At 62.1% G+C, this 24,017-nt stretch carries 25 protein-coding genes, 2 tRNA genes and 1 other RNA gene; 14 read left to right on the top strand and 14 right to left on the bottom strand.

Going from position 1 to position 24,017, the window contains the following annotated elements; translation table 11 throughout:
- Window positions 1-7: 7 nt before the first annotated feature.
- Entirely contained in the window at window positions 8-1,075 is a 1,068-nt protein-coding gene (locus AB0N72_RS03920; RefSeq protein WP_363931674.1) for a D-2-hydroxyacid dehydrogenase, read from the bottom strand.
- A 70-nt stretch (window positions 1,076-1,145) separates the two neighbouring features.
- Here AB0N72_RS03920 and AB0N72_RS03915 point away from each other — a divergent pair, with 70 nt between their 5' ends.
- The 3 genes from AB0N72_RS03915 to AB0N72_RS03905 are packed head-to-tail and all read left to right on the top strand — an operon-like array spanning window position 1,146 to window position 3,914.
- Window positions 1,146-2,060 carry an NAD(P)-dependent oxidoreductase gene (locus AB0N72_RS03915; protein WP_363931675.1) on the top strand — a complete coding sequence of 305 codons (915 nt, stop codon included), beginning with the start codon at window positions 1,146-1,148 and terminating at the stop codon, window positions 2,058-2,060.
- Window positions 2,061-2,094: 34 nt separating this feature from the next.
- Window positions 2,095-2,865 carry an SDR family oxidoreductase gene (locus tag AB0N72_RS03910; protein WP_363931676.1) on the top strand — a complete coding sequence of 257 codons (771 nt, stop codon included), beginning with the start codon at window positions 2,095-2,097 and terminating at the stop codon, window positions 2,863-2,865.
- On the top strand, window positions 2,865-3,914 hold the full coding sequence (locus AB0N72_RS03905) for an L-idonate 5-dehydrogenase (protein WP_363931678.1): 1,050 nt from the start codon (window positions 2,865-2,867) through the stop codon (window positions 3,912-3,914). Before AB0N72_RS03910 ends, AB0N72_RS03905 begins: the two co-directional genes overlap by 1 nt.
- Here AB0N72_RS03905 and AB0N72_RS03900 read toward each other — a convergent pair whose 3' ends face one another.
- Entirely contained in the window at window positions 3,915-4,643 is a 729-nt protein-coding gene (locus tag AB0N72_RS03900) for an FCD domain-containing protein (RefSeq protein ID WP_363931680.1), read from the bottom strand.
- 253 nt (window positions 4,644-4,896) lie between these two features.
- Between AB0N72_RS03900 and gndA the strand changes: the two genes are divergently transcribed.
- On the top strand, window positions 4,897-6,333 hold the full coding sequence (gene gndA / locus AB0N72_RS03895; protein ID WP_018777865.1) for an NADP-dependent phosphogluconate dehydrogenase: 1,437 nt from the start codon (window positions 4,897-4,899) through the stop codon (window positions 6,331-6,333).
- 125 nt (window positions 6,334-6,458) lie between these two features.
- Window positions 6,459-7,298 carry an oxidoreductase gene (locus AB0N72_RS03890; protein ID WP_363931681.1) on the top strand — a complete coding sequence of 280 codons (840 nt, stop codon included), beginning with the start codon at window positions 6,459-6,461 and terminating at the stop codon, window positions 7,296-7,298.
- Here the strand turns inward: AB0N72_RS03890 and epsC are convergent.
- The 3 genes from epsC to msrA form a co-directional block, all read right to left on the bottom strand.
- Window positions 7,295-7,879: a serine O-acetyltransferase EpsC gene (gene epsC, locus AB0N72_RS03885; RefSeq protein ID WP_144659071.1), complete on the bottom strand. Its 585-nt coding sequence runs from the start codon at window positions 7,877-7,879 to the stop codon at window positions 7,295-7,297. The genes AB0N72_RS03890 and epsC overlap by 4 nt on opposite strands.
- A 41-nt stretch (window positions 7,880-7,920) precedes the next feature.
- Window positions 7,921-8,856 (bottom strand): cysteine synthase A, encoded by a 936-nt coding sequence (cysK, locus tag AB0N72_RS03880; RefSeq protein WP_363931682.1) that lies wholly within the window; start codon window positions 8,854-8,856, stop codon window positions 7,921-7,923.
- A 67-nt stretch (window positions 8,857-8,923) separates the two neighbouring features.
- Window positions 8,924-9,448, bottom strand: coding sequence for a peptide-methionine (S)-S-oxide reductase MsrA (gene msrA / locus AB0N72_RS03875; RefSeq protein WP_018777861.1), 525 nt, complete (start codon window positions 9,446-9,448; stop codon window positions 8,924-8,926).
- 124 nt (window positions 9,449-9,572) lie between these two features.
- Here msrA and AB0N72_RS03870 point away from each other — a divergent pair, with 124 nt between their 5' ends.
- Together AB0N72_RS03870 and AB0N72_RS03865 are read left to right on the top strand one after the other, a co-directional pair.
- The gene (locus tag AB0N72_RS03870; protein ID WP_363931685.1) at window positions 9,573-10,499 is read left to right on the top strand and encodes a Nif3-like dinuclear metal center hexameric protein; all 927 of its coding nucleotides are present in this window, start codon (window positions 9,573-9,575) and stop codon (window positions 10,497-10,499) included.
- 57 nt (window positions 10,500-10,556) lie between these two features.
- The gene (locus tag AB0N72_RS03865; protein WP_363931687.1) at window positions 10,557-11,294 is read left to right on the top strand and encodes a C4-type zinc ribbon domain-containing protein; all 738 of its coding nucleotides are present in this window, start codon (window positions 10,557-10,559) and stop codon (window positions 11,292-11,294) included.
- A 13-nt stretch (window positions 11,295-11,307) separates the two neighbouring features.
- On the opposite strand, the gene AB0N72_RS03860 is transcribed toward AB0N72_RS03865, so the two are convergent.
- On the bottom strand, window positions 11,308-12,072 hold the full coding sequence (locus AB0N72_RS03860) for a peroxide stress protein YaaA (protein ID WP_363931689.1): 765 nt from the start codon (window positions 12,070-12,072) through the stop codon (window positions 11,308-11,310).
- Window positions 12,073-12,130: 58 nt separating this feature from the next.
- On the opposite strand from AB0N72_RS03860, the gene rnpB reads away from it, so the two are divergent.
- The 4 genes from rnpB to AB0N72_RS03840 all read left to right on the top strand — a co-directional run bounded on the left by rnpB (window position 12,131) and on the right by AB0N72_RS03840 (window position 15,477).
- An RNA gene (gene rnpB / locus AB0N72_RS03855) (RNase P RNA component class A) lies at window positions 12,131-12,518 on the top strand.
- A 264-nt stretch (window positions 12,519-12,782) separates the two neighbouring features.
- On the top strand, window positions 12,783-14,270 hold the full coding sequence (locus tag AB0N72_RS03850) for a glyceraldehyde-3-phosphate dehydrogenase (RefSeq protein WP_363931691.1): 1,488 nt from the start codon (window positions 12,783-12,785) through the stop codon (window positions 14,268-14,270).
- A 73-nt stretch (window positions 14,271-14,343) separates the two neighbouring features.
- Window positions 14,344-14,553, top strand: coding sequence for a hypothetical protein (locus tag AB0N72_RS03845; protein WP_363931693.1), 210 nt, complete (start codon window positions 14,344-14,346; stop codon window positions 14,551-14,553).
- Between the two features lie 123 nt (window positions 14,554-14,676).
- A complete protein-coding gene (locus AB0N72_RS03840) occupies window positions 14,677-15,477 on the top strand; it encodes an HNH endonuclease family protein (RefSeq protein ID WP_363931694.1) in 801 nt (266 codons plus the stop codon).
- On the opposite strand, the gene AB0N72_RS03835 is transcribed toward AB0N72_RS03840, so the two are convergent.
- From AB0N72_RS03835 to orn, 4 genes are all read right to left on the bottom strand, one after another.
- Window positions 15,462-16,280, bottom strand: a complete 819-nt coding sequence (locus AB0N72_RS03835) for an acyltransferase domain-containing protein (RefSeq protein ID WP_363931696.1) — start codon at window positions 16,278-16,280, stop codon at window positions 15,462-15,464. The two genes, AB0N72_RS03840 and AB0N72_RS03835, sit on opposite strands and share 16 nt — an antisense overlap.
- A gap of 3 nt (window positions 16,281-16,283) precedes the next feature.
- Window positions 16,284-16,856 carry a peptide deformylase gene (def, locus tag AB0N72_RS03830; RefSeq protein ID WP_363931698.1) on the bottom strand — a complete coding sequence of 191 codons (573 nt, stop codon included), beginning with the start codon at window positions 16,854-16,856 and terminating at the stop codon, window positions 16,284-16,286.
- A gap of 120 nt (window positions 16,857-16,976) precedes the next feature.
- A tRNA-His gene (locus AB0N72_RS03825) sits at window positions 16,977-17,052 on the bottom strand.
- 132 nt (window positions 17,053-17,184) lie between these two features.
- Window positions 17,185-17,820, bottom strand: coding sequence for an oligoribonuclease (gene orn, locus AB0N72_RS03820; RefSeq protein WP_363931699.1), 636 nt, complete (start codon window positions 17,818-17,820; stop codon window positions 17,185-17,187).
- A 148-nt stretch (window positions 17,821-17,968) separates the two neighbouring features.
- Here orn and mptB point away from each other — a divergent pair, with 148 nt between their 5' ends.
- A complete protein-coding gene (gene mptB, locus AB0N72_RS03815) occupies window positions 17,969-19,528 on the top strand; it encodes a polyprenol phosphomannose-dependent alpha 1,6 mannosyltransferase MptB (protein ID WP_363931700.1) in 1,560 nt (519 codons plus the stop codon).
- Here the strand turns inward: mptB and AB0N72_RS03810 are convergent.
- Entirely contained in the window at window positions 19,521-20,204 is a 684-nt protein-coding gene (locus AB0N72_RS03810) for a DNA alkylation repair protein (protein ID WP_363931701.1), read from the bottom strand. The two genes, mptB and AB0N72_RS03810, sit on opposite strands and share 8 nt — an antisense overlap.
- Window positions 20,205-20,326: 122 nt before the next feature.
- A complete protein-coding gene (ssb, locus tag AB0N72_RS03805) occupies window positions 20,327-20,884 on the bottom strand; it encodes a single-stranded DNA-binding protein (RefSeq protein ID WP_363931702.1) in 558 nt (185 codons plus the stop codon).
- Between the two features lie 219 nt (window positions 20,885-21,103).
- On the opposite strand from ssb, the gene AB0N72_RS03800 reads away from it, so the two are divergent.
- Window positions 21,104-21,179: transfer RNA gene (locus tag AB0N72_RS03800), tRNA-Arg, on the top strand.
- Window positions 21,180-21,224: 45 nt separating this feature from the next.
- Here AB0N72_RS03800 and AB0N72_RS03795 read toward each other — a convergent pair.
- Both AB0N72_RS03795 and AB0N72_RS03790 read right to left on the bottom strand, forming a co-directional pair.
- Complete coding sequence (locus AB0N72_RS03795) at window positions 21,225-21,656, bottom strand: SRPBCC domain-containing protein (RefSeq protein WP_363931703.1); 432 nt, start codon at window positions 21,654-21,656, stop codon at window positions 21,225-21,227.
- 90 nt (window positions 21,657-21,746) lie between these two features.
- The gene (locus AB0N72_RS03790) at window positions 21,747-22,016 is read right to left on the bottom strand and encodes a hypothetical protein (protein ID WP_364081173.1); all 270 of its coding nucleotides are present in this window, start codon (window positions 22,014-22,016) and stop codon (window positions 21,747-21,749) included.
- 315 nt (window positions 22,017-22,331) lie between these two features.
- Here AB0N72_RS03790 and ettA point away from each other — a divergent pair, with 315 nt between their 5' ends.
- Complete coding sequence (ettA, locus tag AB0N72_RS03785; protein ID WP_363931705.1) at window positions 22,332-24,014, top strand: energy-dependent translational throttle protein EttA; 1,683 nt, start codon at window positions 22,332-22,334, stop codon at window positions 24,012-24,014.
- The last annotated feature ends 3 nt before the right edge of the window (window positions 24,015-24,017 follow it).

Raw genomic sequence — 24,017 nt, 5'->3', positions numbered from 1 at the left:
TCCGGTTTTAGTAGAAGTGGACCGGATCAACCAGGTGGGGGAGTTCGCCACCGGCCAGGAAGATGCGCAGGTTGCTGCAGAAGCGCTCTGCGATGAGCCTGTTCTCGGCCGCGCTCAGGGCCGAGGTGTGCGGGGAGACAAGGACGCGGGGGTGGTTCCAGAGCGGACTTTCCTGCGGCAGGGGTTCCACCGCAAAGACGTCCAGGCATGCGTAACCGACCTGGCCGTTGTCCAGGGCCTCGAGGAGGGCGTCCTCGTCTACAACTGTTCCGCGTCCGACGTTGACGAACACCGTCCCAGGCTTCATGGCCGAGAAGATGTCCCTGTTGAACAACTTTTCCGTGTAGGGCGTGCCCGGCAGGGTGTTCACCACGGCGTCAGCGTCGGCCACCAGTTCCGCGAGGCCCTCGTTGGTGGTGACCTTCCCGATTCCCTCAATAGCGCCGACGTTGCGCTTGGTTCCACTGACGTTCATGCCCAGGGCCCGGGCAAGACGGGCTGTTTCCATGCCAATCTCACCGAGGCCGGCAATGACTACCTTGGAACCGTTGGCCAGCTTGGTGGGCGTCCGGAGCTCGGGCCAGACTTTGGCGGCTTGATCCTTGGCCATTTCGGCGCTGCGCTTGAAGCCGTTGAGAATGCCGAAGACCGAGAACTCGGCCAAGGGCAATGCGTGGACTCCGGCGGAGGTGGTGACGTGGAATTTGCGGAGCGTCTCCGTGTCGAGGCCCGAGGCCTTTACCGCTCCGCCGGCCCCTGCTGCCATGGCATGGATCCACTGCAGGTGGGGGTTGCTTGTTGCGATTCGCGCCAGTCCCGCGGGGCTTTCGTTGGGGAAGCCGTACAGGATCCGGGCGCGGTTCAGCATGGCCCAATAGCGTTCTTCCTGCTCGGGCGTCCTTGCGAAGGCAGGGTCGCCGGCGTGGTCAGCAGGATAGCGCTCCGGTGGGAGCAGCTCGGGTTCGTAGAGAACTGTTACGGAAGGGTCCACAGCGCGGATCTGCTCTACGTACTCGGCTTCGAGCGGTACAGCGATGGCGATGGTAAGTTCATCGGTCGTCATAGTGTTCATCATACTGAATGGCGGCTAGGATATTGAACAGAATTTCCGTAGATGACCACAACGAAGTGAGGTGTTACCTGCCATGACCACCAAACGCGCGGGTTTCGTCGGCCTGGGACTGATGGGGGCGCCCATGGCCTCAAACATGGCCAATGCCGGATGGAGCGTCACTGCCTGGAACCGTTCAGGCACCGTTTTTGAAACACTCCCAGGCATCACCCGGGCCGCCAGCGTTGCCGCGCTGCGGGACGAAGAGGCCATCATCTTCATGCTCCCGGACCTTCCACACATAGAGGAAGCAGCGGCGGAACTGCTTGACTCCTGGCGGAACCGGCCGCCCCGCGCGGGTACCGCCGTCGTCGTGATGAGCAGTGTCTCGCCAACGGGAGTCCAGCGGTTTGGCCAAGTGGTTGATCAGGCAAGCGGCGGCAACGCCGTGGTGGTGGACGCGCCCGTCAGTGGCGGGACCGCCGGAGCGCGCAGCGGAACGCTCGCCATTATGGTCGGGGCCACCGAAAGCACCTTTGAGCAGCTTGAACCGCTCCTGGGCACGATGGGAACCACCATCCGGCGAATGGGTCCACTGGGTTCGGGGTCGCTCGCCAAGGCATGCAACCAACTGATTGTCGGAACTACGACGGCGGCCCTCGCCGAAGCTGCCGAACTCGCCGAACGTTCCGGGATGGATGTCGGGGCGCTCTTCGACGTGCTGTCCGGAGGATTGGCAGGAAGCAAGGTCCTGGACAACGTGGGCCCGCGCCTGGCCGCCAAGGACTACGAACCCACGGGCCCCGCAAAGTTCATGCACAAGGACCTTGGCTTCGTCCTGGCCAGTGCTGAGGCCACTGGCTCCGCCGTACCCATGGCAGCGGCGGCCATCGATCTTTACGCCGAGCTCAAACGCCAAGGCCTCGGCGACCAGGACCTCGCCGTCGTCCGGCAAGCCATCGCCAACCTGGGCCGGACACCGGCCGTGACACCGTCCACCAGCAACTGAACCGGCGCAGCCGAAGAAGGATTACGAACACACCATGAGTACACTTTTCGATCTCACCGGGCAGGTGGCCCTGGTCACCGGTTCCAGCCGGGGGATAGGCAACGCCCTTGCACGGGGCCTCGCGGATGCCGGCGCAACGGTAGTCCTGAACGGCATCAACCCTGAACGGCTTGAAGCAGCCCATCAAGCGATGGCCGCCGAATACCCCGAAGGAAGGGTCCACAGCCGGGCTTTCGACGTGACCGACGCAGGCTCCGCTGCTGCGGGGGTGGCCTGGATTGAAGAGAATGTTGGGCCCCTGGGCATCCTGGTGAACAACGCCGGGATCCAGCACCGGGTCCCCATGCTGGACCTCGACGTCAAGGACTGGGACCGCGTCATCACCACGGACCTCACCAGCGCCTTCCTGGTGGGCAGGGAAGCCGCGAGGCACATGATCCCGCGTGGACAAGGCAAGATCATCAACATTTGCTCCGTCCAGACCGACCTCGCGCGCCCCACCATTGCGCCCTACGTTGCCGCCAAAGGCGGGCTGCGCAACCTGACCCGTGCCATGACGGCTGAATGGGCTGCCTCCGGCTTGCAGATCAACGGAATTGCGCCCGGGTACATCCACACGGAAATGACCCAGAACCTGGTGGATGACGCCGACTTCAACTCCTGGATACTGGGGCGCACTCCGGCCAACAGGTGGGGCACCACGGCCGACCTTGCCGGCCCCACAGTGTGGCTCGCATCCCAGGCATCCAACTTCGTGAACGGCCAGACGATCTTCGTTGACGGCGGAATGACGGTGGTGGTCTGATGGGCGTCCGTCTTCCAACCTCCGGCCCTGCAGTAGTGGCCCACGGCAAGGGCGATCTTCGCATCGAAGACATCCCCCTGACCGCACCGGCCGCGGACGAATCCATCGTGGAGATCGCCTACGGTGGCATTTGCGGTTCGGACCTCCATTACTGGCTGCACGGTGCAGCCGGAGAATCCATCCTCAAGGAGCCCATGGTCCTGGGGCATGAAATCGTCGGCGTGGTCATCCAGCAAGCAGCCGACGGCACCGGCCCGGCTGCCGGAACGCCCGTGGCCGTCCACCCGGCAACGCCTGCGCCCGGCGACGTCAGATACCCCGAGGACCGGCCCAACCTTTCCCCGGGCTGCACCTACCTGGGGAGTGCGGCGCGGTATCCCCATACAGATGGCGCATTCAGCCGCTACGCCAACCTGCCCTCCAGAATGCTCCGCCCGCTGCCGGAAAGCCTGGACCTCCGCACGGCGGCGTTGGTGGAACCGGCCAGCGTGGCCTGGCACGCAGTCTCCCGTGCCAGCGATGTCAAGGGAAAGACGGCACTGGTGATCGGCAGCGGTCCGATTGGTGCGCTCGCAGTGGCGGTACTGAAGCGGGCCGGCGCCGCCCGGATTGTCGCCGTCGACATGCATGACAGGCCGTTGGAGATCGCCCTGTCCGTGGGCGCTGACGCCGTCCTCAAGGGTGACGAGGCGGATGCGATCGCGGCGGTTGACGCCGACGTCGTCATTGAATCCTCGGGGAGCCACTACGGCCTGGCGTCGGCCATCAAAGGTGCCACACGCGGCGGCAAAGTGGTGATGGTGGGGCTTTTGCCCTCCGGACCGCAGCCGGTGTTCATTTCCCTTGCGATCACGCGCGAGTTGGAGCTGCTGGGCTCGTTCCGGTTCAACGACGAGATCGACGACGTCATCGCGGCCTTGGCTGACGGCTCCCTGTTTGTAGACCCCGTGGTGACCCACGAATTCGATCTCGCCCACGGCCTGGAGGCTTTCGAGGTCGCGAAGAATTCCGCCGAATCCGGCAAAGTCCTGCTGGACTTCCGGAAATAGCTAGTTCTTTGAGACCGGGACGAAGACGCGGGGCTGGTCATCCCAGCTGGGTGCCAGCTCCGCGATCGTCTGGCGCATGATCTTGGCGGCGGCGTCGCGCGCAACGGAACCATTTCCGGCGTCAATGGCGTGGGCCACGTCCATATGCCATTGGAGTGCTTCCTTTTGCGGATGCTCGGGCATGAGGCCATGGACTGTCCGGCCGGTAAGGGTTTCGGTGACCTGGCCGATCAGGTTGGCGAACATTTCATTACCGGATCCTGACAACACGAGCGCGTGGAAGCGGATGTCGAGGTCAAGGAATTTTGCCATATCCCCGGCGTCGCCCGCCTCCTTCATGGCGAGGGAGATGCCCACCAGCTCCTGCCGGAGGCTTTCCGGTGCGTTGCCTGCGGCAAGTTCGGCGGCTACGGGCTCGACGGCGGAGCGCAACTCCGCGAGCGACCGCAGCTGCGCGCCGCGGCCATCGCCGGCGAGCCGCCAACGAATGACCAAGGGATCGAAGGGATTCCAGCGATGGGCGGGCAGTACGCGGATGCCCACCCGCTTGATCGTTTCCACGAGCCCGAGCGATTGGAGGACACGGACGGCTTCACGCACCACGGAACGGGAAACATTGAGTTCGTCTTCCAAATGCTCAGCCAGCATCACATGTCCGGTGGGAAGGGCGCCACCCACGATCCGGGTTCCCAAATGCTCAACGGCGCGGTGGTGAAGGCTGGTTGACATAGAGGCAAGCATACTGGCGCGGGTGGGCGGCTGCGCGGGTATCCGGGCCCGTGAAGGGATTCCGTGCCGCCTTTATGGAGGCTGGGCATCATAGACTGTTTATGACGCGGCAGCTTCCACAACGTGGGCGCCGCTTTCCCGTCCACCGTTTAAATACGTATGGTTTATTACAGCCCCTGGTTTTGAAATCGCTTCCTGCATGCCCCCTACGGGCACGTCGGGACTGTTTGTACACGAACGAATTGGAGTTTTGATGTCAGCACACATCGGTGTCACCGGCCTTGCGGTGATGGGCGCCAACCTGGCCCGCAACCTCGCACGCAACGGCTTCACCGTGGCTCTCCACAACCGCTCCGTGGAAAAGACTGACGCCCTGCTCGAAAAGCACGGCACGGAAGGCGACTTCATCCGAACGGAAACGCTGCAGGAACTCGTCGACTCCCTCGAAAAGCCCCGCCGAGTCCTCATCATGGTCAAGGCAGGCGCTCCTGTTGACAACGTCATCGAGCAGCTCGAACCGTTGCTCGAGGCCGGCGACATCATCATTGATGCCGGCAACTCGCACTACGAGGACACCCGCCGCCGCGAAGCCGCACTGGCCAAGAAGGACCTCCACTTCGTAGGTGTCGGTGTATCCGGCGGCGAAGAAGGCGCGCTGAACGGACCTTCCATCATGCCCGGCGGTTCACGTGAGTCCTATGACGCCCTGGGCCCGTTGCTGGAGAAAATCTCCGCCAAGGTCGACGGCGAACCCTGCTGCGCCTGGATCGGTACCGACGGCGCCGGCCACTTCGTCAAAATGGTCCACAACGGCATCGAATACGCCGACATGCAGGTCATTGGTGAAGCCTTCGACCTCCTTCGCTCGGGTGCAGGCATTGAGCCGGCTGAGCAGTCCAAGATCTTCGCAGAGTGGAACAAGGGGGATCTGTCCTCCTTCCTGATCGAAATCTCCGCCGAGGTCCTGGGGCACGTAGATGCCAAGACGGGCAAGCCGTTTGTTGACGTAGTCGTTGACGCCGCAGGCCAGAAGGGCACCGGCCGCTGGACGGTCATCTCCGCCCTGGAACTCGGATCACCGGTCTCCGGCATCGCCGAGTCGGTTTTCGCCCGCGCCCTGTCCTCCCAGACCGAGCAGCGCAAGCTGGGCCAGGAGCTGCTGGCCGGCGAAGAAGCTTCCGTGGAAATTCCCGAGACCTTCGTCGAGGACGTCCGCCAGGCACTCTACGCCTCCAAGCTCGTCTCCTACGCCCAGGGACTGGACATGCTGACCTCCGCTGCCAAGGAGTACGGCTGGGACCTCAAGCTGGACGAGATCGCTTCCCTCTGGCGCGCCGGCTGCATCATCCGCGCGGAGCTGCTCAAGGACATCACCAAGGCCTATGCTGCCGACGAGAAGCCCGCCAACCTGCTGTTCGCACCGGCCTTCACCAAGGCCATTGCCGAGGCACTTCCGGCTTGGCGCCGCGTTGTGGCAACCGCCGTGCAGCTGGGCATCCCGGTACCTGTCTTCTCATCTTCCCTGGCGTACTACGATGGCCTCCGCCGCAAGCGTGTTGCCGCTGCCCTGATCCAGGGCCAGCGCGACCTCTTCGGCGCCCACACCTACGGCCGCGTGGACACCGAGGGCACGTTCCACACGCTGTGGGGCGAAGACAAGTCTGAAATCTCGGCGGTCGACACCCACTAGCAAAAGCCCGTGGCCAAGTAACACCACCGCGCACAAGGCCGGTTCCTTCCTATTACGCTGGGAGGAACCGGCCTTTGCCGTACGGAGGTCCCGTTCACATGCCCGGCCACCACGAAGGATGATCCATGACAGCCCGCATCGCACTTGTCACCGGCGCCTCCACCGGTATTGGATTCGAAACGGCTGTTGCCCTGGCATCCGCGGGGTTCACCGTTTATGCGGGTGCGCGCCGCGTGAACAAGATGGAGCCACTGACGCGCCATGGCATAACGGTGATGCCGCTTGACGTGACGTCCGAGGCATCGATGGCTTCAGCGGTGGCACTGGTGGAGTCCTCCCACGGCCATGTCGATGTCCTGGTCAACAACGCGGGTTATGGGTCCTACGGATCCCTGGAGGAAGTGCCCCTGGCTGAGGGGAGGCGGCAGTTCGACGTCAACGTCATGGGGCTTGCGAGGATGACCCAGTTGGTTATCCCCGGAATGCGCGCGGCTGGGACAGGGCGGATCATCAATGTCACCTCCATCGGCGGCAAGATCTACGAGCCGCTGGGCGCCTGGTACCACGGCACCAAGTTCGCCGTCGAGGGAATCAGTGATTCGCTGCGCCTGGAACTGAAACCCCATGGGATCGACGTCGTCATTGTCGAGCCTTCCGGAACGGACACCGAATGGGGCACCATAGCCGGCGAGGGTCTGCTCGCAACCTCAGGTCAGGGTCCCTACGCCGACCAGGCGCATGTTGTGGCCGCAGCCCTGGCGTCAACGTCGGGGGCAGGCCACGTACTGTCCACTCCCGCAAGCGTGGTGGCAAAGACCATTGTCCGGGCCGCAACGGCAAAACGCCCCCGAACCCGTTACCCGGTGGGCAGGGGTGCGTGGGGCGTTCTGGCCATGCGCAGGATTCTTCCGGACCGCGCTTTTGACGCCGTATTCCTGAACTTCTACAAAAGACTGGCCGGCTAGATCCGGTATTCGATGTAGTACTCGGCCGGATCCACTGCCGGCTTGGTTTCAGACCTCGCATCACGGTGACGCCACGTGGCTGGGATGCCGGTGATGATCGACTCCGGTGGAGCGTCCTTGACCACAACGGCATTCGCGCCGACTGCACTGTCCGCTCCAATGGTGATTGGACCGAGTACCTTGGCGCCGGCACCAATGGTGACGCGGTCGCCAATGGTGGGGTGGCGCTTGACCTTGGCAAGTGAACGGCCGCCGAGTGTAACGCCGTGGTAGATCATCACGTCATCACCAATCTCGGACGTCTCTCCGATGACGACACCCATGCCGTGGTCGATGAAGAACCTGCGGCCAATCGTGGCGCCGGGATGGATTTCGATGCCGGTCAGGAACCTCGCGAGCTGCGAAATCAGGCGCGCAGGAAATCGAAGCGCCGGGTTTTGCCAGAGCTTGTGCGTGACGCGGTGGGCCCAGATGGCATGCAATCCGGAGTATGCGAAAAAGTTCTCGAAAGAACCTCGCGCCGCCGGGTCGTGTGACCGGGCGGCGTCGAGATCTTCCTTAAGTCTTGCGAAGAAGCTCACAAAGACCTTTCTACAGGAAATGAAGGTGCGCGGGCGTTCTGTTAGCCGCGAATGTCATCGAACAGCACGGTGGAGATGTAGCGCTCACCGAAGTCGCAAACGACAGCCACGATCAGCTTGCCGGCGTTCTCGGGACGCTTGGCCAGCTCCAGGGCGCCCCAGACGATCGCACCGGAGGAGATGCCGCCAAGGATGCCTTCACGGGCGCCAAGTTCACGGGCGACGCGGACGGAGTCTTCAAGCGTTGCGTCCAGGACTTCGTCGTAGACATTGGTGTCGAGGATTTCGGGGACGAAGTTGGCGCCGATTCCCTGGATCTTGTGGGGACCGGGAGCTCCGCCGTTGAGGATTGCTGAATCCTTGGGTTCGACGGCGACAATCTGGACGCCGGGCTTGCGCTCCTTGAGGACCTGGCCCACACCGGTGATGGTGCCGCCGGTTCCAATGCCTGCAACGAAGATGTCTACTTCGCCGTCGGTGTCTTCCCAGACTTCCTCGGCCGTGGTGGCGCGGTGGATCGCAGGGTTGGCCTCGTTGGCGAACTGCTGCGCCCAAATGGAGTTCTCCGTGTTGGCCACGATCTCCTGGGCTTTTTCGACCGCGCCGCGCATGCCTTCGGACCCGGGCGTCAAGACGATCTCGGCACCGTAGGCGCGCAGCATGACCCGACGTTCAGTGGACATGGTCTCCGGCATGGTCAGGATGACCTTGTAACCGCGTGCTGCGCCCACGAGGGCGAGGGCGATTCCTGTGTTGCCGGAGGTACCCTCAACGATCGTTCCGCCTGGCTTCAAGGCGCCCGACTTTTCTGCGGCATCAATGATGGCCACGCCGATGCGGTCCTTGACGCTGTTGGCCGGGTTGTAGAACTCAAGCTTGACTGCAACCTGGGCGTCGAGGCCTTCAGTCAACCGGTTCAAACGAACCAGCGGAGTGCGGCCTACCAGCTGCGTGACGTCGTCGTAGATCCTTGCCATGAAAATTTACGCCTATCTCTGAAGAGGGAATGCTGAGGTCAGCCTAACCAGCCGGATCGAAACCCTGCTAAGCAGTAAGCCACGCAGAGTAATATTTCCTGGCCTTTGCCAACTTGGGGTTAATGATCACTTGGCAGTATCCCTGGTACGGAAACTTTGCATAGTAGTTCTGGTGGACTTCCTCGGCTTCGTAGAAGTCCGGAAGGGGGACCACTTCAGTCACAATCGGATCGGACCACAAGGCCTGTGCGCGCTCGATCGCTTCCTCGAACAGCACCTTTTCTTCCGTGGTGGTGTAGAACATCGAGGACCGGTACTGGGTCCCGACGTCGTAGCCCTGCCTGTTCAGCGTGGTGGGGTCGTGGAGGGCGAAGAACATGTCGAGGATGACTTCTTCGGGGACAACGGTTTCATCGAATGTCACCGCCACGACTTCCGCGTGGCCCGTGGTTCCCGAGCAGACCTCGTAGTAATCAGGATTGCGGACATGGCCGCCCGTGTAGCCGGATACAACCGAGCTGACGCCGCGGGTCTTCTGGTAGACAGCATCCAGGCACCAGAAGCAGCCGCCGCCAAGTACGAAAGTTTTCATGTTCTCTTCAATGGTCGGGAAGGCCTGATGATTCCCGCTTCACCTTACGGGAGAATTACGGCCCTTGGCAGGTGGTGGACGCGCTGGGACTGCCCGAACCCGCCCGGTAGTGAAGAATAGGAATATGGAAGCAGTAAACACTGGCATTTCTGATGCGGATTCCGTCGAAGGCGACGAAATGGAAGACGAGCAAACCATGGGGGCCAGCGCGGAGCCTACTCTGGGCCAGGTGTTGCTGGCTGTCGAAGAACTATGGCCGGAGTCCCTCGCCGAGGATTGGGACGAGGTTGGCCTCGTGGTGGGGCGGCCCACGGTGCCGGTGACCAAGGTGCTCTTTGCCGTGGACCCAACTTTGGCCGTCATCGACGAGGCCATTGAATGGGGCGCTGAGCTTCTCATTACGCACCATCCCTTGCTGCTCAAGGGCGTGAACTCGGTGGCGGCGACCTCGGCAAAAGGGCTCGCCGTCCACCGGCTTATTGAGGCCGGCACCGGTCTGCTCACTGTGCATACAAATGGTGACTCAGCCGTTGGCGGGGTCTCGGATGTCCTGGCTGACGCTTTTGGATTGGAGAATGTCTCGCCCTTGACTCCGGCATCGAACGGATTGCCGGAAGAAGGCATCGGGAGGGTGGGTGACCTTCCGGAGCTGGAAACCCTGGGTGACTTCGCGGCCCGGGTTTTTGAAATGCTCCCTGCGGTTGCCGGTGGAGTGAGGGTGGCTGGCGACAAGGACGGGCTGGTGCGGCGGGTCGCCGTTTGCGGTGGTGCGGGCGACAGCTTGTTCGACGCCGTCCGGGCCAACCACGCCGACGTCTACGTCACAGCGGACATGCGGCACCATCCGGCATCGGAAGCGCGCGAAGGAGCCACCAACGGGCGGCCCTACCTGATTGACGTGTCGCACTTTGCCAGCGAATGGTTGTGGCTCCCTGCCGCCGCCGACGCCTTGGGCAATGTGCTCTCGGACCAAGGCTACGACGTCGATATCCGCGTCAGCAGTACCAACAGCGACCCCTGGGACTTCATACTGACTCCCGGCGGCGACTAGAGTCTAGGGAAGAGCCGGACCTGATCTCCAGGCCGGCGGCGACAAGCGGAGGTAAGCGTGGCGAAAGCAGCACCGGCAGAACAATTGAAATTGCTTGAACTGCAGGGGCTCGATGCCAAGCTCAAGTCGTTGGCCGGCCGCCGGAAAGTGCTGGAAAACGACCCCCGCATCACTGACCTGACGGACGCCCTCAGCGTGGCCAACGGTGAACTGGGGGCCGCCAAGGTCGCCGTCCACGACGCCGAGGCAGAACTGCGCCGCGCGGAAGCGGACGTCGAACAGGTCGCCTCGCGAATCGAGCGCGACGAAACCAGGCTTAACAGCGGAACCGGACTGTCCAAGGACCTGGTAGCGCTGCAGAACGATATTGCCTCTCTCGCCAAGCGCCGTTCGGACCTTGAAGACGTTGAGCTTGAAATTCTGGAACGGCTGGATAAGCTTCGCGAACGCCAAGCCGCCCAGCAAGCCATCGTTGATGACATCCAGGGCTCCTTTGGCAGCATCCGGGCTGAGCTGGATGAGGCCATAGCGGAGATCGCGGCTGAAGAAACGGTGGTTCGAGGACAGCGGGCAGCTTTCGCCGAAGCTCTGGACGCCGGAATGCTGGCGGTTTACGAAAAAACCATTGCCAAGAGGGGAGTCGGCGCTGCCCGGCTGTTCCACGGTAAATCCGAAGGTTCCGGGATGATGCTTAGCCCCGGAGACCTTGCCGAGGTCAAAGCCGCGGCTGACGACGACATCGTCTTTTGCCCGGACTCGGGCGTTATCCTGGTCCGTTCTGCGGAGTGGAACTGACCCGGAAAGGCTCTTAGCTGGACAGGATGATGTTCAGCGCGTGCGGCTTGCGGGCGCTGCCTTCCACCAGTTCGGCGGTCCAGATTTCGCTTGCGGCTTTCAGGAGCTGCTGCGGTGTTGCCGGCGCCTTGCCGCGCCTCGTCAGCAAGTGCCGTGCCAGTTCACCCCGTGTGTGCTTGGCGAAGTGGCTCACGACCGTTCGCTTGCCGTTGGCCTCGTTGAAGACATTGACGGTGACCGTCTGTTCCGCCGGGGGAGCCCAGGCCGCGGCGTAGGTGCTGGAGCGGCAGTCCACCAGTAGTTCACCTTCAGCCCGCTGGCGTAGGGCGGCGGCAAGTTGCGGCTTCCAGTATGAGGCGAGGCGTCCGACGTCGGGCAGTGCTGTTCCCATCGACAACCGGTAGGCGGGCACGTGGTCGCCAAAACCGATGGCGCCCCACAGCGCGGAGACTACGAGGATGGACTCGCTGGCCTTGCGTCGTTGTGCGGGAGTCATGCTCTTGTAGCCCAGCGCGTCATAAAGGACTCCCGAATACACCTGGTGCGCCGGGGCTGCAGGTTCGGCGTGCAGGCGGGTATTGCGTTCGACGTCGTCACGCAGGGAGGCGCCGACGCCCAGCAGCGCCAGGGCGTCCTCGTGCGCGCTTACCGTTCCCAGTGCTTCGAGGACCTTGGCCCGGCAGGGATTCAGTTCCGGAAAGCTCAAGGACTCCCAGTCGATGGCGGGGCCTTTGACGGCGGGGGTCTTGCCTTCGGACGGCGGCAGCAGAATCAGCACCAGTCGATATTACCGTCGGATTTTGGTGGCCCCCAACGCCGGTAGACTGGTCCGTGGATGGGTTGACCAGGCGGCCGCGCGTCACGAAAGTGGCTCGAGGAACGTCCGGGCTCCACAGAGCAGGGTGGTGGGTAACGCCCACTCGGGGTAACCCGCAGGCCAGTGCCACAGAGAACAGACCGCCTGCGTTTCCGGTGTTGCACCGGTTGCTGCAGGTAAGGGTGAAACGGTGGTGTAAGAGACCACCAGCTCCCTGGGTGACCGGGGAGGCTAGGTAAACCCCACCCGGAGCAAGGCCAGACAGGACACGTTCGAGGGCTGCTCGCCCGAGTGTCCGGGTAGGCTGCTGGAGGGCGTCGGCAACGGCGTTCGTAGATGGATGGCCGCCACTCCCTTTTCGGTAACGAGGGGGAGTACAGAACCCGGCGTATCGGTCAACCCATCCATTTATGACTCCCCGGATCGCGGGCGTGTGAGTGATTTCACGCCTCCGGGACGGCCATGCCCCCTCCTTCCGCCTTAGAATGGTTACTGAACGTAGAGGTTCTGCCGCCGGGACTGCGTTCGCAGCCGGCGGATTTTCTTTGCTCTCGTTCAAGGCGCTGTGGGTGGACCGAAGCCCGCCGGCGCATGTGCCGCAGGACTACTCCGGGCGGCCGCTGCCATCTGCATACGAGGACGTATGTGGTTGACCCAAGGAAGGTAGTTCTGTGAGCCAGACGTCAGATTCTTGTCTTGATAAGTGGATGGGCCGGGAGGCTCTCGCCGAGGCCATGATTCCGGTGATCGGCCGGTTGTACCGGGAAAACAACGTGGTCACCAGCATCCACGGCCGGAGCTTGATCAACAAGTCCACCATGAACATCCTCAAGGCCCACCGCTTTGCACGCCGGATGAGCAACCACGAGCTCCTGCTCGAAGAAACCGCACCCCTGCTGAACGCCCTTTCCGAGCTGGAGCTGGGCGCCGCAGCCATTGATATTGCACGTTTGACCGAGAAGTACCGGGCAGAAGGCAACGGCGCCTCCCTGGACGAGTACTTGCGCTCCGAGCTCGCCGAGATTGTTGGCAAGCGCGGCGCTGACGACCGGACCAGCACCGATGTCGTTCTTTACGGCTTCGGGCGCATCGGCCGTCTGCTGGCACGCATCCTGATCGAAAAGGCCGGTGGCGGCCACGGCCTCCGCCTGCGCGCCATCGTGGTCCGCAAGGGTGCCGACAACGACCTCGTCAAGCGAGCCAGCCTGCTGCGCCGCGACTCCGTCCACGGTTCCTTCGAAGGCACCATCCGCGTGGATGAAGAAGCAAACACCATCACGGCCAACGGCGTCCAGGTCCAGGTCATCTACTCGGACAACCCCGCGACAGTCGATTACACCGCATACGGCATCAAGGACGCCTTGGTTGTCGACAACACCGGTCGGTGGCGCGACGCCGAAGGCCTCTCCCAGCACCTGCAGAGCAAGGGTGTTGCCCGCGTCCTGCTCACGGCGCCGGGCAAGGGCGACCTCAAGAACATTGTTCACGGCATCAACCACCGCGACATCACCGACGACGACAAGATCGTCACCGCGGCATCCTGCACCACGAACGCGATCACCCCGGTGCTGAAGGCCATCAACGACAAATTCGGCATCATCCACGGCCACGTCGAAACGGTCCACTCGTTCACCAACGACCAGAACCTCATCGACAACTTCCACAAGGGTGACCGTCGCGGGCGCTCCGCTGCACTGAACATGGTGATCACGGAGACCGGTGCTGCAAAGGCTGTGGCCAAGGCGCTTCCCGAACTGCAGGGAAAGCTCACGGGCAACGCCATCCGCGTACCCACCCCTGACGTGTCCATGGCCATCCTGAACCTCAACCTGGAGAACGGCACCACGCGGGACGAAGTCAACGACTTCCTCCGCGAAATGTCCCTTCACTCGGATCTCCGCAAGCAGATCGACTACATTGATTCCCCTGATGTTGTCTCCACGGACTTCGTTGGTTCCCGTCGGGCCGGCATCGTGGACGGCCTTGCCACGATCTCCAACGACAAGAACCTCGTTCTCTACGTCTGGTACGACAACGAGTTCGGTTACTCCTGCCAGGTTGTCCGCGTGATGGAGGAAATGGCCGGTGTGAACCCGCCGTCGTTCCCCGCCCGGGACGTCATCGCTCCGATCGCCGTACTGGAAACTGCTGACGCGTAGGCGCAATCAGTAATCAGGGGTTTCCCGGCCGGGTCACTGGAATCGGCCGGGAAACCTGACCAGAATGGGACTCATGGACAACGAATCAACGATCGAACATGAGACCACTCTGGAACACGCCTTGGACGTCGCCAAGGCCAACCACAAGCAAGCCCAGAAGCTCCTGGACCAAGCCGTAGCTGCCAATGCTGCCGGAGACGTCACCGACGAGCGCGTGGAACAACTGCGCGGGCTTCTGGCGCTAGCTACAGAGGACCTGCAGCGCGTCATGCGCGAGCAGTAAACCCTGAAGGCTTTACGCGTATTCGCTGTGTGACTTCTCCTACACACTGTGGATATCGACTCTGACTGTCGGGGCCTTGTCTTACGCTCGTAGGACACTGCCTGCCCCAATGGATGGAGTCCCTTGAGTATCACCTGGTCCGCCTACAGGCGCGCCCGCCGCCGGTCACGCCAAGCATGGGCGGTCCTGGCCCTGGTGGCAGTTACCATCGTCGCCGGGCTCGCCTGGTTCTTCACCGCCGGCCAGTTCGAGGTCGCACAGCCGCCGCAGTCCGGGCCCAGCGAAGCCCCTGTCTACAACCCGGGGTGGATGAAGCCGGTGCGCGGCGCGGCTCCTGTAGCTGCAGAAAAGGCCGTTGATGCCTTGGAGCACTTGCAGGTCAAAGGCCGGGCGCCTAAAGCCGACTATGACAGGGCGGCATTCGGGCAAGCATGGGCCGACGCGGATCGGAACGGCTGCGACACCAGGAACGACATCCTGCGCCGTGACATGACAGCGGTGCAGTTCACGGAAGGTTCCACCTGCAAAGTGGCATCCGGAACCTTGAATGAACCCTACACAGGACGGCAAGTATCGTTTTCAAGGGGGCAGGAAACCAGCTCTGCGGTGCAAATCGATCACGTCGTGGCCCTGGCCGACGCCTGGCAGAAGGGGGCCCAGCAGCTCACGGCCCAGCAGAGGCAAACCCTCGCCAACGACCCCCTGAACTTGATCGCAGCTGATGGCCCGGCCAACGTCAAAAAGGGAGCGGGCGACGCCGCGACCTGGCTGCCGGCAAACAAGAACTTCCGCTGCCACTACGTTGCGCGGCAGATCTCCGTGAAAACCGCGTACCGCCTTTGGGTTACCCAGGCAGAGAAGGATGCGATGAAGGGCGTCTTGTCCTCATGCCCCGAACAGCAGACGATCTACAGTTCCAGGTGACCGTGCCCGAGCTGCCAGGTGCCGCCGTCGTCGATCCTCTCAAGGACCACGCGCTGAAGTGACGTATCCCGGGGGAGTTTCTCCAAGTCCTGGAGTCCACGCTGCCGGAAAGTGAAGTACACGGCATCTGACTGCGCGTCCGTGCAACCGTCCAGGGTGAAGCGTCGGGCAAAGGACGCGATGTTGCTGTTCGGGAGCCGCTCAGAAAGATACGGATCCAACATCCATGAATCGCAGGTGGCGACGGCAGCCGGCTTGTCGGGAAAGTGTCGGGGGAAGAAGGAACGGGCTTCCGCGAAACTTTCATCCACCAGGGCGGGGGAGAGGCCGCCGTCCTCAGGAATGTGTACGCCCAACGCCCATCCTGAGGCAGAAACGGAAACATCGGCTGGAACCAGATGGAACTGCAGCCTGCCAAGCCGAAACAGATTGCCGGCCATGTGGAGCGTTAGCCAACCCCAGGTGTCGAGTCCGAAACGCCCATGGACCCGTCGGTTAATCCGCAACTGCAGGCCAACATCTGCCAGGGACGCCGCAGACACCACAGGGCTGATGCCCAGCTCCAGGTGGTAGGCGTGAACCGACGGGGCGAAGCGAAGCAGGGCTTCGATCCAGCTCGCTTCCGATGCGTTCCCGTCCGTGATCCCGTCCCGCGGAAAGCTGCCAAGCCGCGCTTTCAAGGCGTCCAGTGCTTGGACCACTTCCGAGTCCGGAGGCGTGGCCAGCAGTTCGGCGCAATCGTGCGCGTCCTCGGAGCTGATGTCCAGGAGCCTGAACAGCTCGGAATGGGACCCGGTCGCCATGCCCTAGTGCCCGAAGGGGTCCGGGTCGACGCCGGGCATCCAGGTCAGGCCAGGCACGCCCCAGCCGTTCTTCTTGGCCTGCTTCATCGCTTTTTTGGAGTATCGGTCCATCAAGCGGTTCACGTAGAGCTTGCCATCGAGATGATCGAACTCATGCTGGATTATCCGGGCAAACCAACCGGTTGCCTCGAATTCCACGGGCTTGCCATCGCCATCGAAGCCTTGGACCCGCGCCCATTCGGCGCGCTGCAACGGGTAGTACTCGCCGGGGAAGGACAAGCAACCTTCCACGTCTTCGTCAGGATCCGGAAGTGCGCCCGACACCTTGGAGAGGGTCAGCACCGGGTTGACCAGTACGCCTTGCGTCGGGACGTCGTCGTCGTTCTCGTACTTGTAGACGAAGATGCGTTTGCCTACGCCCACCTGTGGAGCAGCCAGGCCCACGCCGTTCGCGGCATCGTTCGTCTCGAACATGTCAGCGATCAAGGTGCGGAGTTCGTCGTCAAAGACTTCTACTTCGCTTGCCCGGCGGTGCAAAACAGGTTCGCCCCAGATAGTGACTGGCAGGACCGTCATGTCAGTTCTTCCTTTGTTGATCGCTATGGTCCGGGGCGTTCCGGAACCGGGTTAAAAGCAAAGGCCGCACCGGATAACCGGTGCGGCCTTTGTGGAAACCGGCTCTTAAGCCAATCTCGGTGGGGTGAGCTACGGGGGTTGAACCCGCGACCTCCTGGACCACAACCAGGCGCTCTGCCAACTGAGCTAAGCCCACCATGTGCCTTTTTCGTTCAGTCCGTATGACCGGCTTTCCTCGAAGGCAACGACAAATAGCTTACCTGCTGTTTTGGGGTGCAAAGTCCACTTTTGCCGGTTTTGGCGAAAAAACCTTCAAAAATGGCGCAGATCACACCGTTTCGCTGGATCCCAGGGTTTCGGCGCTGGCCATGATGTCCTTGGAAATGCGCTGGGCGGTGGCTGTGTCGGGTCCTGGCGCGGCAACAAAGACGGCCTCGCGGTAGTAGCGGAGTTCGTCAATGGAGTCCTTGATGTCACCCAGTGCGCGGTGGCCACCGTGCTTGGCAGGTGACTGGAAGTAAGCGCGCGGGAACCAGCGCCGGGACAGTTCCTTGATGGTGCTGACATCAATAACGCGGTAGTGCAGGTGCTCGACAATGTTCGGCATGTCCCTGGCCAGGAACATGCGGTCCGTTCCTACGGAGTTTCCGCCCAAGGGGGCCTTGCGGGGATCCGGAACCCACTTCTCGATGTATTCCAGCACCTGCGCTTCGGCCTCGGCCATGGTCTTCCCAAACGGGAGCTCGTCCAGGAGCTTGGAACGGGTGTGCATGTCCCGCACAAAATCATTCATTTGTTCCAGCGCGGCATCGTCCGGCTTGATCACGACGTCGACTCCGTCACCCAGGATGTTGAGCTCGGAATCCGTCACCAGCGCGGCCACCTCGATCAGGGCGTCGTTCTTGAGGTCCAGTCCGGTCATTTCGCAGTCGATCCAGACGATTCGTTCATTAGTAATAGGCACGCGCCTAGCCTATCCTTCAGGCGGTTCCAAGTGCTCCGATGGTACGATTTTTGAGCGCGGCAGTGTCGTTTTCTTCCTGCTGCTGAAGCCCCGAAGACGCAGAACCTTTGACCCGTATTCACCGGGTGAACGATTGGATGACGACTACATGACGGTGCCCGTACCCGCCGCCCAGAAGGCAGGGACAGCAGCGCCGGCGGCGGATGCTGCTGCAGCCAGCGAGGTCGATAACGCACGTTCGCCTCTGATTGCCGGTTTCATCGGTTCGATGTTCATGGTGATCGGCTCCTTGGGTGTGGGATGGCTGGCTCCGGTGTCCGAACTGCGGCGGTTGCCGCTGTTTATCTGGATGCGGACCGAGGGCGCGGGTGTCGCCATTTCCATCGTTCTGCTGGCCATCGGCGGCATGTTGCTCGTCCGGGCCTGGCTCCGCCTGGGACAACGCGTCCGGGTGTGGGGCCTGGAAGCCCGCAAAGCAACCCTGCAGGCCGTTGTCGCTTGGGGCCTGCCCATGATGTTTACGGTTCCGCTTTTCAGCCGGGACGTTTACGCATACATCGGCCAGGGCCGGTTGATGGTCGAAGGGATGAATCCGTACAAGAACGGCATCTCAGCGCTGCCCAACTATTTCCAGCTGGGTGCGGACAAGATGTGGACCGAAGCGCCGGTTCCGTACGGGCAGCTGTTCCTGTGGATTGAACAGTTCGTTGTCTGGGTTACCAACGTCCAACCGGAAGCCAGCATCATGCTGTTCCGGCTGGTGGCCCTGGTGGGGATCGTCCTCTGCATCATCTATGTGCCCAAGCTGGCCGAGCTTCATGGCGTTAATCCCCACAGGGCGCTGTGGCTGACCGCCGCAAACCCGCTCTTCCTCACAAACTTCATCGCCAGCGTCCACAACGACGCATTGATGATCGGGCTGGCCCTGGCAGGCCTCTACTACTGCGCTACCCGCCGCGTCATCCTTGGCATCGTTCTGGTCACTTTGTCGATATCAGTCAAGCCCATCACCATTGTTTTCCTGCCGTTCATTGGCCTCCTGTGGGCGGGCAAGGGCGCATCCTGGCCCCGGAAGTTCCTTTACTGGTTCCTCACTGCCGGCCTCAGCTTCGGATTGCTGTACGCGCTGAGCCTGGTCAACGGTTTCGGTTTCGGCTGGATCAACGGCCTTTCCGCTCCCGGCAGCATCTGGATCTGGTACGCGCCCGTGGGATTGATCGGCCTCGTTGTGGCCTCAATTTTCAATGTCTTTGGCTTGGACGGCTGGGGCATGGCCAAATGGGTTTACGACGCCGGCAAGGTCCTTATGGTCGGGGCTGTCGCTTGGCAGATCTTCCGCGGCGACTACGACCGCCTGATGCGGCGGCTGACCCTTGCGTTCGCCGCCATCGTGATCCTGGCGCCGATGATCCAGTCCTGGTACGTGGTGTGGTTGATTCCACTCTTTGCCGTGACGGGCATCCGCAACGACTGGCAGGTCAAGGCCGTCTACTTCATCGTGTCGTTCTTCATGGTCTATGCCATCTCCGACCAATTGGACGTCTTCCCGTACCTGCAGAGCGAAGACCTTGGCCTCGCACTCACACTGGCCAGGAATGCCGCTGCGATCATCGCGCTCCTCTTTGCCGTGTACCTGATCTTCGTGGACCCCAAGACCAAGAGCCTGTTCCGCAAGCGTGACGAACCAGGGCTGCGTCCCATCATCTAAGCAGCAAGCGGGTTGCCTCGCGGGAGGATAACGGGCTGAGTGCCCCTGCGTTTTCTTCCACAAAGGCCTTAACCCATTCAGGATCAGTCTTGCTGTACTCCCGCAATGCCCAGCCGATGGCCTTACGGATGAAGAATTCCTTGTCCGCCAGGTTGGCTGTGATCACCCGGGCCAGCAAGGCTGTGTCCGTTGCTGATTTCGCACCGAGCTGGGCAGTGATGGCCGCCCGGCGGATCCACATGTCACCATCTACGGCCCAATCGAGCAACACCGGGGTCATCGCGTCCCTGTGGGCTGAAAGAAGCACGCAGATACGGTGCGACACGCCGTCCACGAGGTCCCACCAGGAACCAGTTCGGATGATTTCCTCGTAGACCGGCATCATCAGCAGATCGTCCCTGACCATCCGCAGGCCGGTGAGATCGATGGCTGCGTAGCGCTCCTCCCGTGCATCGGCCTCGCGCCACAGTGTCATGACGGCGTTGCGCAACTCTTCGGGCGACGACGGGGGAAACGCCTTCGCCGCAGCTTTAACAATCCTTCGCACCTCGGGCACCCTGACGCCGTGGGAAGGCATCTCGGACTTCATGTACGCCTGGGCGCCCCTTGCCCGATCGGCGTCTCCCGCCGAACGTAACGCGGAACGAATGGACTCAACGAGCTCTGCAGTGGACATGCCCCAACTTTAAGGTGGTTTCGGCGGCAAGGGCGGACCTCGTGCTCCCGAGCTGACAGGGTCCGTCCTTGTCCCGAAACGCCCCGGCATCCATCAGCAGCACGGGGATGCCAGGGGATCGTTCAAGCCCCGGCACCCACCAGCTCGCCAGTGGAGGTATTTACCAGAACGGAACTGCTGCCGTCAGCATCATCCAGCGTGGCCGGAATGGTTACATCTTCCGGGGGGACCCCGTCCTGGTCATCGGCATCCCAGTCGCTTTCACCTGGCGGACCGCTTTGTTCCTCCACCGAGGGAGCAGCCTCCACGGGCGCCGCCGAAGCTCCGTTCATGCGTGTGAAGTTGGCAGAGCCCCACATCAGGTCATGCCCGACGGATTCGGCATCGATTTCCGCCACGTGGTACACGCGGCCCTCGTGCTCCCACTGCCTCAACCGTAGCTTCCCTGACACCAGGACCCGCTGCCCTTTCTTGACGCTGCAGCCAACATGTCCGGCAAGGTACCGAAACGACTGCACCGTATACCAGTTGGTGTTGCCGTCCACCCAGGTATTGCTGGCGCGGTCGTAGCGCCGTTCAGTTGTTCCGAGGCGGAATGACGCAGTCGCTGTGCCACGGGCAGTGGTGGAACTCTTCACGTCCGAGGCCACGAAGCCCCTGACGGTGATCATGTCGTTCATTGGTGGTCCTTCACGATGTAGGGAAGTGCCTGTCCGGCCCCTTCAGCTTCATCGAGGGACGTTGGCCATGGGAGTCCTGTCCTTGGCTATGTGTATAACTTCAGCCAAAGGGCGGTTGTTGAGGAATAGAGGCAGTCAGCGTGGAGATGGCAGGGGACCCGGCGATCGCATGTAAACTCTTTGTGGCGCGAGCGGCCCACGTGGTCATCGATCCAGCGCGCCCCAGTAGCTCAGGGGATAGAGCAGCGGCCTTCTAATCCGCCGGTCGGGGGTTCGATTCCCTCCTGGGGCACCAATTCACCCTCCTTGGACCAACGTCCAGGGAGGGCGTTTTTTATGGCTATGACTCCAGGAACTCCTTCAGGTTGCCGAGTACCAGTTCCCACGTGGAGGTGGAAGAGGCAACTTCTTCTTCACTGGAGTTGTTTCCCTGGGTTATGGTCACGGTGGTTCCGGTGGGATCCCCGGCCAGGAGGTATTCCACCGTGTGGTGGTTTTCCGGCAGGTCCGGAAGCCCTGAGGCAGGGCTGAAATGGGTCGTTTTGAGCCTGGCAGGTGGATCGAAGACCAGGATCGTTCCCTTGTCTTTGTAGGCCTTGCCTTTATATTCGCCCGAGTAGGTGATCTGGTCACCCACGCGCCAGGTGGTGGTGACATTGGTCCCCAGGAAGTACTGCTTTATCAGGGCTGGATCGGTCAGGGCTTCCCAGACTTTTTCCGGGGGTGCCCCGATGGTGGTTGACGCAACGGCATCCGGGGCCTGTCCACTCATGGCGTGTACTCCCATACCTGTTCCGGCGGTTCGGAAACCCTCCGATGCACACGATACGCCGGTGGCAACCACGTGTGAATGGCACAATGGCTAGGTGATAAGCAGGGGAACCGCATCGAAACACGGCAGGCCGGCAAAGGCATCCACCACCAATGTCCGCCTGGCAGGGTGGTCGCTGATGATCGCCGCCGCCGTCATGATGACAGGCTGTACAGCGGCGTCCACTCCTCCAACGACGCCGGCGGCAGGCACGTCAACCCCGGCCGCCAGCCCTTCCAATCCGCCAGCAAGCGCAGCCGGGAGCCCCTCCACCAGTGCTGATCCCGCCGTGTCGGCAACGGCTTCGGCCGTTGAGTCCACGCTGAAGACTCTTGTGGCCGGTAACCCCAAGCCGGATAGGCAAGCCCTCCGTGCGGCGTTGGCATCTGCCGGAATACCCCAGGAAAATATCGAAGTCTCCGTCAGCCGCACGCCGACCGGCTTGGACGTTGACGCCATGGAGGCGGCCGCCCTGTCCGGGAAATCCTGCATCATGGGCCAGATACGTGACGGTGGGGTCGTTGTCAGGGTTCTGCCCGCCCTGTCAACCGGGAAATGCTTCGTAGGAGACTCCCGCTAGCTCTGCCGTGGGCCGCGAATGTGAGTTAAGTCCGCCTACCCATTAGATTTAAGGGCATGGCGGAATTCATTTACACGATGACCAAGGCTCGCAAAGCCGTTGGCGACAAACTTATTCTGGACGATGTCAGCATGTCGTTCTACCCTGGCGCGAAGATCGGCGTCGTGGGACCGAATGGTGCTGGCAAGTCCACCATCCTGAAGATCATGGCCGGCCTGGACACCCCTTCCAACGGCGAAGCCCGCCTGAGCCCCGGCTACACAGTAGGTATCCTCCTGCAGGAACCGCCGCTGAACGAGGAAAAGACCGTTCTGGGCAACGTCCAGGAAGGCGTTGGCGAGATCTACGGCAAGATCCAGCGTTTCAACGAAATCTCCGAAGAGATGGCCAACCCTGACGCGGACTACGACACTCTCCTGGATGAGATGGGCAAGCTTCAGGAAGCCATCGATGCTGCTGATGCCTGGGATATCGATTCCCAGCTCGAACAGGCCATGGACGCACTGCGTTGCCCGCCTGCAGATGCAGACGTCACGGTTCTTTCAGGTGGTGAGCGTCGCCGCGTAGCGCTGTGCAAACTCCTGCTGCAAAAGCCCGACCTCCTGCTCCTCGATGAGCCCACCAACCACCTGGACGCCGAAAGCGTGCTGTGGCTTGAGCAGCACCTCTCCCAGTACCCCGGCGCTGTCCTCGCCGTCACCCACGACCGTTACTTCCTGGATCACGTGGCTGAATGGATCGCAGAAGTGGACCGTGGCCACCTCTACCCGTACGAGGGCAACTACTCCACGTACTTGGAGAAGAAGAAGGCACGCCTTGAGGTCCAGGGCAAGAAGGACGCCAAGCTTTCCAAGCGCCTCAGCGAAGAACTTGAGTGGGTGCGCTCCAACGCCAAGGGCCGCCAGACCAAGTCCAAGGCCCGTCTGGCCCGCTACGAGGAAATGGCTGCGGAGGCCGAGCGTACCCGCAAGCTTGACTTCGAAGAGATCCAGATTCCGCCGGGACCGCGCTTGGGATCCCTGGTGATCGAGGCCAAGGACCTGAAGAAGGGCTTCGATGACCGCGTTTTGATCGAAGACCTGTCCTTCTCCCTGCCGCGCAACGGCATTGTCGGCGTTATCGGACCCAACGGCGTGGGCAAGTCCACGCTGTTCAAGACAATCGTGGGCATGGAGCCTTTGGACGGCGGTGAGCTCAAGGTCGGGGAGTCCGTGAAGATCTCCTACGTTGACCAGTCCCGCGGTGGCATCGACCCCAACAAGTCCCTCTGGGAGGTTGTTTCGGAAGGCCACGACTTCATACAGGTCGGCCAGGTCGAAATGCCGTCGCGTGCGTACGTTTCGGCGTTCGGTTTCAAGGGACCGGACCAGCAGAAGAAGGCCGGCGTCCTCTCCGGTGGTGAGCGCAACCGCCTCAACCTGGCGCTGACGCTGAAGCAGGGTGGCAACCTCCTTCTCCTCGACGAACCCACCAACGACCTCGACGTCGAAACCCTAAGCAGCCTTGAGAACGCCCTTCTCGAATTCCCGGGCTGCGCCGTGGTGGTTTCCCACGACCGATGGTTCCTGGACAGGGTTGCCACGCACATCCTTGCCTACGAAGGTGACGACGAGAACCCGTCCAAGTGGTACTGGTTCGAGGGCAACTTCGACTCGTATGAGGAGAACAAGGTGGAGCGCTTGGGCCCCGATGCTGCCAAGCCGCACCGTGTAACCCACCGTCGTCTCACCCGCGACTAATTA

Source organism: Paenarthrobacter sp. NPDC089307 (assembly GCF_040685055.1).
In the GTDB taxonomy this organism is placed as follows: Bacteria; Actinomycetota; Actinomycetes; order Actinomycetales; family Micrococcaceae; genus Arthrobacter.
Note: the sequence above shows the minus strand (reverse complement) of the source record. Positions and strands in the feature narration are given on the sequence as shown.

Bases quoted from the DNA above. Each gene is read 5' to 3' on its own strand.
- AB0N72_RS03900 (WP_363931680.1), bottom strand. From the start codon at position 4,643: ATGTCAACCAGCCTTCACCACCGCGCCGTTGAGCATTTGGGAACCCGG.
- cysK (WP_363931682.1), bottom strand. From the start codon at position 8,856: ATGGCAAGGATCTACGACGACGTCACGCAGCTGGTAGGCCGCACTCCG.
- AB0N72_RS03810 (WP_363931701.1), bottom strand. From the start codon at position 20,204: ATGTCCACTGCAGAGCTCGTTGAGTCCATTCGTTCCGCGTTACGTTCG.
- def (WP_363931698.1), bottom strand. From the start codon at position 16,856: ATGACGGTCCTGCCAGTCACTATCTGGGGCGAACCTGTTTTGCACCGC.
- msrA (WP_018777861.1), bottom strand. From the start codon at position 9,448: ATGAAAACTTTCGTACTTGGCGGCGGCTGCTTCTGGTGCCTGGATGCT.
- AB0N72_RS03920 (WP_363931674.1), bottom strand. From the start codon at position 1,075: ATGATGAACACTATGACGACCGATGAACTTACCATCGCCATCGCTGTA.
- ettA (WP_363931705.1), top strand. From the start codon at position 22,332: ATGGCGGAATTCATTTACACGATGACCAAGGCTCGCAAAGCCGTTGGC.
- gndA (WP_018777865.1), top strand. From the start codon at position 4,897: ATGTCAGCACACATCGGTGTCACCGGCCTTGCGGTGATGGGCGCCAAC.
- AB0N72_RS03905 (WP_363931678.1), top strand. From the start codon at position 2,865: ATGGGCGTCCGTCTTCCAACCTCCGGCCCTGCAGTAGTGGCCCACGGC.
- AB0N72_RS03890 (WP_363931681.1), top strand. From the start codon at position 6,459: ATGACAGCCCGCATCGCACTTGTCACCGGCGCCTCCACCGGTATTGGA.
- AB0N72_RS03795 (WP_363931703.1), bottom strand. From the start codon at position 21,656: ATGAGTGGACAGGCCCCGGATGCCGTTGCGTCAACCACCATCGGGGCA.
- AB0N72_RS03845 (WP_363931693.1), top strand. From the start codon at position 14,344: ATGGACAACGAATCAACGATCGAACATGAGACCACTCTGGAACACGCC.
- AB0N72_RS03835 (WP_363931696.1), bottom strand. From the start codon at position 16,280: ATGGCGACCGGGTCCCATTCCGAGCTGTTCAGGCTCCTGGACATCAGC.
- mptB (WP_363931700.1), top strand. From the start codon at position 17,969: ATGACGGTGCCCGTACCCGCCGCCCAGAAGGCAGGGACAGCAGCGCCG.
- AB0N72_RS03915 (WP_363931675.1), top strand. From the start codon at position 1,146: ATGACCACCAAACGCGCGGGTTTCGTCGGCCTGGGACTGATGGGGGCG.
- AB0N72_RS03870 (WP_363931685.1), top strand. From the start codon at position 9,573: ATGGAAGCAGTAAACACTGGCATTTCTGATGCGGATTCCGTCGAAGGC.
- ssb (WP_363931702.1), bottom strand. From the start codon at position 20,884: ATGAACGACATGATCACCGTCAGGGGCTTCGTGGCCTCGGACGTGAAG.
- AB0N72_RS03910 (WP_363931676.1), top strand. From the start codon at position 2,095: ATGAGTACACTTTTCGATCTCACCGGGCAGGTGGCCCTGGTCACCGGT.